This window comes from Vibrio sp. V42_P2S4T144 (assembly GCF_009904715.1).
In the GTDB taxonomy this organism is placed as follows: domain Bacteria; phylum Pseudomonadota; class Gammaproteobacteria; order Enterobacterales; family Vibrionaceae; genus Vibrio; species Vibrio alginolyticus.
In genome coordinates this window covers 1-9,242 of the sequence record NZ_WXWS01000363.1, presented here as the reverse complement: position 1 = coordinate 9,242, position 9,242 = coordinate 1, and the positions used below count along the sequence as shown (strand labels likewise).

Here is a 9,242-nt window from a genome sequence, read left to right as displayed (position 1 = left end):
GGCTACCGCCGGCGAATAATTATGTATTTAGAGTTCATTCAATCCCAAAACATCTGTCATGGTATAAAAGCCCGCTGGTTTGGCACTCAACCAAACAGCGGCCTTGACGGCGCCATTAGCAAACGTCATACGATCGGTCGCTTTGTGCGTTATCTCCACTCGTTCCCCAATATCAGCAAACATGGCTGTGTGCTCACCGACAATATCGCCAGCGCGAATTGTAGCAAAGCCGATCTCATCTTTAGTACGTTCACCTGTGATACCTTCTCGCGCATAGACAGCTACATCATTCAGCTTGTTGCCCATCGCACCAGCAATGGCTTCGCCCATCCCGATAGCGGTACCAGAAGGAGCATCAACTTTATGACGATGATGTGCTTCGACAATCTCAACATCACAGTAGTCGCCCATCACTTTGGCTGCTTTCTCAAGAAGCTTAAATACTAGGTTCACACCAACAGAGTAGTTAGGAGCCATGACAACAGGCACTTGCTTAGCGGCTTCGTCAATTAGTTCACGCTCTGCATCACTGAAACCAGTCGTCCCAATCACAATACTCTTTCCATGCTTCTTACACAGTTCAAGATTCGCCAACGTACTTACTGGGGCAGTAAAATCGATGATTACATCAAAATTATCGACGTCTTTAGCAAGATCATCCGTTAAGAACACATCGAATTTGCCTTCACCACAAAGTTCACCGATATCGACACCGACAAGTGAGGACTCAGGTCGTTCTGATCCCGCGCTCACTGTCGCCTCTGGGTTAAGGTGTGAAGCTTTAACCAAATTACGGCCCATTCGGCCTGCTGCTCCTGCGATTGCAATACGAACCATTGCGCTTTCTCTCCTTCTCTGGATAACGAGGTTTGCTCTCGTTCTCTCGTTTCGCTTAATCTGTTTAAACTAACAACATACCGTGGTTACCACAAGCAAGTTCATCAGGCTTAAGCGAACTCTTTTACGACACGCTCCAAGATAGGCACGTTCGCTTCAGGAAAGGCATAGTTACCCAATTCTCTTATCTCAACCCAGCGACCTTCTTGACCTTCTCGGCCGTAAGGCTCATTACTGAACTTAGATACCGTAATAAAATCAAACTTAAGTGATTTGTCTGGATAGTCATATTCCAAATGCTCGAAAAGGGCTTGCTCAGTAACTTCAATTCCTACTTCTTCTTCAAGTTCTCTTGCTAGAGCATGTTCAATACTTTCTCCTGACTCGACTTTCCCGCCGGGAAACTCCCAAAACCCGCCTTTATGCTTGTCGTCTGGACGCTTTGTAATAAAAATTTTTGATTTGTCTTGGTTAAAAATAATAGCCGCGACTATGTGAATTCTTTTCATAGGGGTTCCTAACTCTCAAGCCGTTACACTTCAACGGTCTTTGCATCTCTAAAACTATCCGATGCTATCAAAACTTATGAAATTCGACAGCCACAGAATTTGCTTAAAAAAAGAGCCGCCTAGGCGACTCTTTAAAAAATTATCTGACTAATACGTTAGTCGATCTTGCCGTGGCACTGTTTATACTTCTTACCACTACCACAAGGGCAAGGCTCATTGCGACCTACTTTACGTTCATCACGTACCATTGGCTGACTTGAACCTTCTTCAGATTCTTCACCTTCAGAAAGAGGGTTTTGTGCTGCTGCGTGTTGCGCTTGAGCACGACGAGCGGCTTCTTCAGCTTGCGCACGACGTTGCTCTTCCATACGTTCAACTTCTTCTTGTTGCTGGACTCGAACGCGAGATAGAACAGTAATCACATCAGTTTTCAGCGCTTCTAGTAGACCTTCAAACAGTTCAAACGATTCACGCTTGTATTCCTGTTTCGGGTTCTTCTGCGCATAGCCGCGTAAGTGAATACCCTGACGCAAGTGATCCATTGCTGCCAAGTGCTCTTTCCAAAGCGTATCCAACGTTTGAAGCATAACCGATTTCTCGAAGTTACGAAGTACTTGCGCACCCACCACTTCCTCTTTCTCTTTGTACACTTCAACGGCTAGATTGATGATCTTCTCGCGTAGCGCCTCTTCGTAAAGCTTATCGTCTTCTTCAAGCCATTGCTTCACTGGCGCATCAAGATCGAAGTCTGCTTTCAAGCGCTCTTGCAGACCTTCAACGTCCCACATATCTTCTAGGGATTGTGGCGGGATGTACTCATCAATAACCGCTGTTAGCACATCTTCACGGTTTTGCTCGATCATACCGCTGATGTCTTCAACGTTCATCAATTCGTCGCGCAGCTCGTAGACAACCTTACGCTGATCGTTCGCCACATCATCGTATTCTAGTAGCTGCTTACGGATATCAAAGTTACGACCTTCCACTTTACGCTGTGCTTTTTCAATTGAGCGAGAAAGCATTTTCGATTCAATTGCTTCACCTTCTTCCATACCACTTTGGATAAGGCTCGCCATACGATCAGAAGTGAAAATACGTAACAAAGAGTCTTCCATAGATAGGTAGAAGCGAGATGAACCCGCATCTCCTTGACGACCAGAACGACCACGTAGCTGGTTATCAATACGGCGAGATTCGTGGCGCTCAGTACCAATGATGTGTAGACCACCAGCATCTAGTACTTGATCATGTACCACTTTCCACTCTGCTTTAATCGCATCGATTTGTTCTTGAGTTGGGTTCTCCAAAGCTTCCACTTTTGATTGCCAACTACCGCCAAGCACAATGTCCGTACCACGACCGGCCATGTTGGTCGCGATAGTTACCGCACCAGGCATACCCGCTTCAGCAACAATTTCCGCTTCCTTTTCATGGAATTTCGCATTCAATACGTTGTGTTTGATCTTCGCTTTCTTCAATGCGTTAGAAAGAAGTTCTGATTTTTCAATCGATACTGTACCAACCAATGTTGGCTGACCTTTCGCAACGCGCTCTTTGATATCTTCAATGATTGCAGCAAACTTCTCAGCTTCGGTACGGTACACCACATCCGGCATATCGTTACGAATCATTGGTTTGTTGGTTGGGATAACCACCGTTTCCAAGCCATAAATAGATTGGAACTCAAACGCTTCAGTATCCGCAGTACCTGTCATACCAGACAGTTTTTCGTATAAGCGGAAGTAGTTCTGGAAGGTAATCGAAGCCAAAGTTTGGTTTTCGTTTTGAATCTTAACGCCTTCTTTCGCTTCTACTGCTTGGTGAAGACCTTCAGACCAACGACGACCTGGCATTGTACGACCAGTATGTTCATCAACAATTACTACTTCACCTTCGTCAGTAACGATGTAATCAACGTTGCGCTCAAACAACACATGAGCACGCAAAGCGGCATTCACGTGATGTAACATGCTGATGTTAGTCGGAGAGTAAAGTGTGTCACCCTCTTCCATAAGACCATTTTTCACCAACAGTTCTTCAACGTACTCTTGGCCCGTTTCTGTGAGGTATACTTGCTTTGATTTCTCATCAACAGTGTAGTGACCATCACCACGATATTCTTCAGAGTCTTCTTTGTCTTGCTTTTTAAGATGCGGGATCAAAAGGTTGATTCGGGTGTATAGCTCAGAGCTATCTTCAGCAGGACCAGAAATGATTAAAGGGGTACGAGCTTCATCAATTAGGATTGAGTCCACCTCATCGACAACTGCAAAGAAGCGTTCACGTTGTACGCGATCTTCGCTACGGAAAGCCATATTGTCACGAAGGTAGTCAAAACCAAATTCATTGTTCGTTCCGTACAAGATGTCAGCTTGGTACGCTTCTTTTTTCTCTTGAGGAGGCATGTTTGGCACGTTTACGCCAACAGTCATACCTAAAAATTCAAATAGAGGGCGGTTTGTCTCTGCATCACGTTTAGCTAGATAATCGTTCACTGTTACAATGTGAACGCCTTTACCAGCCAGGGCATTTAGGTAAGCAGGAAGCGTTGCCGTCAGCGTTTTACCTTCACCCGTACGCATTTCAGCGATTTGACCCGCATTTAGAACCATACCGCCGATAAGCTGGACGTCGAAGTGGCGCATACCGTAGACACGCTTAGATGCTTCACGAACCGTAGCAAAAGCTTCTGGAAGTAGTTTATCAAGAGTTTCACCTTTCTCTAGGCGCTCACGGAATTCAACCGTCTTTGCTTTTAACTCTTCATCACTTAGAGCCTCGAATGTTGGCTCATAGTTATTAATTTCTTTTACAATTTTTCTAAGGCGGCGCAGTGTTCGGTCGTTGCGACTGCCAATCACTTTTGTCAGTAGCTTAGTTATCATTTTTCGTGAATCTCTCTTTATTCAGACCGTTCCCGATCTACTCATAATGCCTTCAGTCTCTGCCAGTTTGGAACTAAGAATACTGAGATAAATCATTTATCAAAGATATTGAGTTCAAACATCCATATTTCAAGGCTAAGTTTTGAAACAATGTGGCTTAGTGTAAGGATTTTTAATCGATACAACCATAAATAGACGTATTTGTTTGAAGCACTCTGAAGTTTTTACTTAAAGTGGTGACTGATTAGCCGATATTGCATACCGCAATATGTGTAATCCATCCAGAGCAAACTTTGCTTTTTACCTTGCTACATTGTAAAACTGAAGCTAAAGACGTTAATGTAAACTATACCTTGATAGAAAGCTGCTCTAGAATAGCTATATCTCAACAAAATTAGATTTTACCTATGCGTGATCACCGTCCAACCTCGACTGAAGATGTTATTGCTGAGTCACAGTTCAAGCAGATTCAAGAACATGCTGGAGAAATCTTACAGCTTAACCAAGCTTTGCAAGAGGTCTTACCCATGGGGACGGCCGATCATTGCCGAGTAGCGAATGTTCGTAACGGCCATCTATTGATCGATGTCTCTAGTGCCGCAATCAAAATGAAGATCGATTACGATCGCCTCATGATCCTAAATAAACTTCGTACTCAAGGCTTTGCCAAGCTGATGAGCGTTGAAGTGAGGATCAATCCTTCACTATATAGAAACCGCTTTCAACAAGACGACAGACCTAAGCGTCCACCACTAACAGAATCTGCAGCAAAGTCATTAATGACGATTGCCGACATGGCGCCACCTAAAATTCAAGAGCGTTTAAAACGATTAGCCGATATGGCAGAAAAGGAAGATCGTAAGTGAACGTTATTTCAATATGCTGAAAGCTTGAATGTTATTGATAAGTAGAAGATTAAAGCCAAATAGCAAAAAACCAGGCATAAGCCTGGTTTTTTATTAATTCTAATGCCAAGTATTTACGCAAGCACCATATTTGGTTCTGCGAATGCTACTGGTGAGCCGACTTCTTCTTCGAATGTAGTCCACTCCCACGCTTCCTGATCTGCAAGAACAGCACGTAACAGTTGGTTATTTAAACCGTGGCCAGATTTAAAGGCACGGAATTCACCAATGATTGGGTGGCCACACATGTAAAGGTCACCAATCGCATCCAACACTTTGTGAGTCACAAACTCATTTTCAAAGCGTAGACCTTCTTCATTAAGAATACGGTAATCATCCAAAACGATAGCATTGTCAAAACTACCACCCAAAACTAGGTTTTGAGATTGTAGATATTCGATATCACGCATAAAGCCAAACGTACGTGCTCGAGAAATCTCACGAACAAAGCCTTTTGACGAGAAATCAAACAGCAAACGTTGCTCGTCTGATTCAATCGCTGGGTGATTAAACTCAATTTCGAAGTCCATACGGAAGCCGTTAAATGGTACAAATTCTGCCCATTTATCACCATCTTCAAAACGAACTGGCTTTTTGATACGGATGAAGCGTTTTGGCGCATTTTGCGTTTCGATACCTGCTTGTTGTAGCAAGTATACAAATGGGCTTGCACTACCATCCATGATCGGAATTTCAGGTGCGTCTACTTCGACAACAATGTTATCGATGCCCATACCAGCAAGTGCCGCATTCAAGTGCTCAACAGTTGAAATACGCACACCTTCATCGTTTACCAATGCAGTACAAAGCATGGTGTCACGAACCGAAGCTGGATCAGCTGGAAAATCTACAGGTGGATTTACATCTGTACGACGGTAAATGATACCTGTATTTGCAGCAGCCGGGCGCAGAGTAAGTGTGACTTTACGACCAGAGTGGAGACCCACACCAGTTGTTTTCACTATTTCTTTCAGAGTACGTTGTCTGATCATCTGCTTGCCTCTCAAAAATTTGCTACAAAACACGGCCGTCTGTAACGTCGACCGTGAATGCTACCATAATTTTGAGCCATGTCAAATTTATGGGTTAAAGATTAATCAGCCTGACGACGCAAAAATGCCGGTATATCTAAATAACCACTTTCCTTTTCTTGCTTTGGAGCCGCAGAACTTTGGCTCGACGAAGCTGGAGAAGAAGGAGCAGTGTTTGTCGGCTGAGGAGTTACCTGTGGCTTCTCTTGCACTTGATTATTTTGCAAGGTCTGTGCCGGTTTTTCTTCAGCTTGCGTTGCCGCTGCTTGTTGCTGTGGTTGAGCTTGCGGCGTCGGTGCCACTTTAGCTTTACCACCCGCAACTAGCGTGATATCTGGCTTTTTCTCATTACCAATACCTGTCGCTACAACTGTTACGCGGATTTCGTCAGTCATATCAGGGTCTAGAGAAGTACCGATAACAACAGTCGCATTGTCAGAAGCGAATGCCTTCACTGTATTACCAACCGTCTCAAACTCGTCAAGACGCATATCCAGACCAGCAGTAATATTGACAAGAACACCACGAGCGCCCGCTAGATCGATGTCTTCCAGAAGTGGGCTAGAAATTGCCATTTCAGCCGCTTCTTCAGCTCGGTCTTCACCTTTGGCGATGCCGCTACCCATCATTGCGTGACCCATTTCAGACATTACAGTTCTTACGTCCGCAAAGTCGACGTTGATCATGCCAGGGCGAGTAATTAGCTCAGCAATACCTTGAACGGCATTCTTAAGAACATCGTTAGCGCTTGCAAAAGCTTCTAGTAGTGTTACACCACGACCAAGTACTTTAAGTAGCTTTTCGTTTGGAATCGTGATCAAAGAGTCAACATGCTTAGACAGCTCATCGATACCTTGCTCAGCAAATGCCAAACGCTTTTTACCTTCAAAACTAAACGGTTTAGTTACTACCGCTACTGTTAGAATGCCAAGCTCTTTAGCCACTTCAGCAATAACAGGCGCTGCACCAGTACCGGTACCGCCACCCATACCAGCTGCGATAAACACCATATCGGCGCCAGTCAGGGAATCTTTAATTCGATCTCTGTCTTCGAGAGCTGCGTCACGGCCAACCTGTGGATTAGCACCTGCACCCAGACCTTTAGTGATATCACCACCGATCTGAATAACATTGCCAACGCTTGTCTTACGAAGTGCTTGCGCATCAGTGTTGACGCTGATGAATTCCACACCTTCGATGGATTCACGCACCATGTGTTCAACGGCGTTACCACCGCCGCCACCAACCCCAACGACCTTGATTACTGCATCGTCAGACATTTCCATCATCGGTTCAAACATGTGTTGTCTCCGTTTATCCTGCAACTCAGGTTAAAACTCTTTTTGTATCCAGTTACGCAATTTATCGAAAAAGCCAGTTACAGATGAGCGTTTAGGTTCATTATAATCGCTATCGTCGCTAGACTGCATGTCTCTTGCGTAATGAAGTAATCCAACTGCCGTAGAATGGTACGGCTCTTTTACATAGTCAGTTAATCCGCTGACTTCGAGCGGTTTGCCGACCCTTACTTGATTGCGGAATACGCGTTCCGCACATTCTACCACTCCGTCCATTTGCGCAGCACCGCCGGTGAGTACAACTCCCGCAGCCAGATGGTGCTTGATACCCTCTTCGCGCAATTTTGCTTGTACAGAGTCGATAGTTTGGTTAACCAGTCCCATAAGCTCAGAGTAGCGTGGCTCAATCACTTCTGACAACGTTTGACGTTGCAGGCTACGTGATGGTCGTCCACCTACGCTTGGTACATTAACCGTGTCATCCTTACTGACCAGTTCACTCAAAGCACAGCCATATTTGACTTTTATTTCTTCAGCATCGCTCACTGGCGTGCCAAAAGCAAAAGCAATATCACTGGTTACAGCATTTCCTGCGTACGAAAATACTTCTGTGTGACGTAACGCACCGCCAGTCCAGATGGCCACATCCATCGTGCCGGCACCAATATCAACCACACAAACTCCAAGCTCTCTTTCATCCTCGGTGATTACTGCATTACTAGCAGCAAGCCCAGAAAATACGAGTTGTTCTACTTTAAGGCCGCAGCGTTCTACCGCCTTAATAATGTTGCGTGCCATGTCATTATGGCATGAGATAAGGTGGACACTCACTTCCATTCTTACCCCAGATAAACCAAGCGGATTTTTGATTCCTTCTTGGTAATCAATGGTGAACTCTTGCGGGATCACATGAAGAATTCGCTGTTCATCACCGATTTTAATCGATTTTGCGGTATGGATAGCGCGATCCATGTCTTCTTGAGACACCTCTTCATCAGAAATCGTGCCCATACCTTTTTCAATTCGGCTTGCGATATGCTTACCAGACAACGAAATGAAGACTCGGCTGATCTGGCACTCTGCCATTAATTCAGCTTGATCAATTGCACGTTGTACTGATTTTACAACCGACTCCAAATCATTCACGCCACCTTTATCCATGCCGCGTGAGGGGCTACTACCTGCGCCAATAATATTAATTTGACCGTCTGGTAAAACCTCACCCACTAGAGCCGATACGGTTGCAGTGCCTATATCAAGACCAACAATAATGTTGTCATCAGCGGCCTTAGTCATCTGTACTCTCTTCTAACTCTTGTTCAGGAAACCAACCAACTGCGGCTCCTGTATCGTACCTAAGATCGATATAACTGATTCTTTGCGTGTCACTGCCAAGCTTGTTATAGAGCTTAAAAAAGCGCTCTATACGCTCAAGAAGAGACTCTTTTCCGAGCTCTAATCGAATACCGTTATCAAGGATGATTTGCCAAGCTCGTCGCTCGTTTAATACCAGAGACGATATCGCTAAACCCAATTGCTGAAACTTAGGACTCAAATCACGGTAAGTCTGTAAGACTTCCGGCCCGCTATCTTTGGGTCCGTACAGCTTCACTTTTTCTTCTTGCAACAGAGCAACATCTCCATCAAAAACGAACCCGTTTTTATCTAACAGTTCGTTGCCATTCCAAATGGCTTCTGGTTGATGCTCCGTCAAAAAAACTTTTACTGTATCCGGCCACTGCTTTCGGATTGCGGCATGCGCTACCCATGGCAGAGC

At 44.8% G+C, this 9,242-nt stretch carries 8 protein-coding genes; 1 reads left to right on the top strand and 7 read right to left on the bottom strand.

Going from position 1 to position 9,242, the window contains the following annotated elements; genetic code table 11:
* Positions 1-27 precede the first annotated feature (27 nt).
* The 3 genes from dapB to secA form a co-directional block, all read right to left on the bottom strand.
* Positions 28-837, bottom strand: coding sequence for a 4-hydroxy-tetrahydrodipicolinate reductase (gene dapB, locus CAG68_RS12445; protein ID WP_005381860.1), 810 nt, complete (start codon positions 835-837; stop codon positions 28-30).
* 110 nt (positions 838-947) lie between these two features.
* Positions 948-1,346 (bottom strand): 8-oxo-dGTP diphosphatase MutT, encoded by a 399-nt coding sequence (gene mutT, locus CAG68_RS12440; RefSeq protein ID WP_005387387.1) that lies wholly within the window; start codon positions 1,344-1,346, stop codon positions 948-950.
* Between the two features lie 155 nt (positions 1,347-1,501).
* A complete protein-coding gene (secA, locus tag CAG68_RS12435; protein ID WP_005387389.1) occupies positions 1,502-4,231 on the bottom strand; it encodes a preprotein translocase subunit SecA in 2,730 nt (909 codons plus the stop codon).
* 407 nt (positions 4,232-4,638) lie between these two features.
* Here secA and CAG68_RS12430 point away from each other — a divergent pair, with 407 nt between their 5' ends.
* Positions 4,639-5,097, top strand: coding sequence for a DUF721 domain-containing protein (locus CAG68_RS12430; RefSeq protein WP_005381869.1), 459 nt, complete (start codon positions 4,639-4,641; stop codon positions 5,095-5,097).
* 113 nt (positions 5,098-5,210) lie between these two features.
* On the opposite strand, the gene lpxC is transcribed toward CAG68_RS12430, so the two are convergent.
* From lpxC to CAG68_RS12410, 4 genes are all read right to left on the bottom strand, one after another.
* Positions 5,211-6,128, bottom strand: a complete 918-nt coding sequence (gene lpxC / locus CAG68_RS12425) for a UDP-3-O-acyl-N-acetylglucosamine deacetylase (RefSeq protein ID WP_005381871.1) — start codon at positions 6,126-6,128, stop codon at positions 5,211-5,213.
* Positions 6,129-6,229: 101 nt separating this feature from the next.
* Positions 6,230-7,468, bottom strand: a complete 1,239-nt coding sequence (gene ftsZ / locus CAG68_RS12420) for a cell division protein FtsZ (protein WP_017633617.1) — start codon at positions 7,466-7,468, stop codon at positions 6,230-6,232.
* Between the two features lie 30 nt (positions 7,469-7,498).
* Positions 7,499-8,761, bottom strand: a complete 1,263-nt coding sequence (gene ftsA, locus CAG68_RS12415; protein WP_005372946.1) for a cell division protein FtsA — start codon at positions 8,759-8,761, stop codon at positions 7,499-7,501.
* A partial coding sequence (locus tag CAG68_RS12410) for a cell division protein FtsQ/DivIB (protein ID WP_161441214.1) occupies positions 8,754-9,242 on the bottom strand: 489 nt, incomplete at its 5' end. The genes CAG68_RS12410 and ftsA, both read right to left, overlap by 8 nt.

What these genes read in the sequence shown, in the direction of transcription:
- dapB (WP_005381860.1), bottom strand. Translation starts at nt 837, where the DNA reads ATGGTTCGTATTGCAATCGCAGGAGCAGCAGGCCGAATGGGCCGTAAT.
- mutT (WP_005387387.1), bottom strand. Translation starts at nt 1,346, where the DNA reads ATGAAAAGAATTCACATAGTCGCGGCTATTATTTTTAACCAAGACAAA.
- secA (WP_005387389.1), bottom strand. Translation starts at nt 4,231, where the DNA reads ATGATAACTAAGCTACTGACAAAAGTGATTGGCAGTCGCAACGACCGA.
- CAG68_RS12430 (WP_005381869.1), top strand. Translation starts at nt 4,639, where the DNA reads ATGCGTGATCACCGTCCAACCTCGACTGAAGATGTTATTGCTGAGTCA.
- lpxC (WP_005381871.1), bottom strand. Translation starts at nt 6,128, where the DNA reads ATGATCAGACAACGTACTCTGAAAGAAATAGTGAAAACAACTGGTGTG.
- ftsZ (WP_017633617.1), bottom strand. Translation starts at nt 7,468, where the DNA reads ATGTTTGAACCGATGATGGAAATGTCTGACGATGCAGTAATCAAGGTC.
- ftsA (WP_005372946.1), bottom strand. Translation starts at nt 8,761, where the DNA reads ATGACTAAGGCCGCTGATGACAACATTATTGTTGGTCTTGATATAGGC.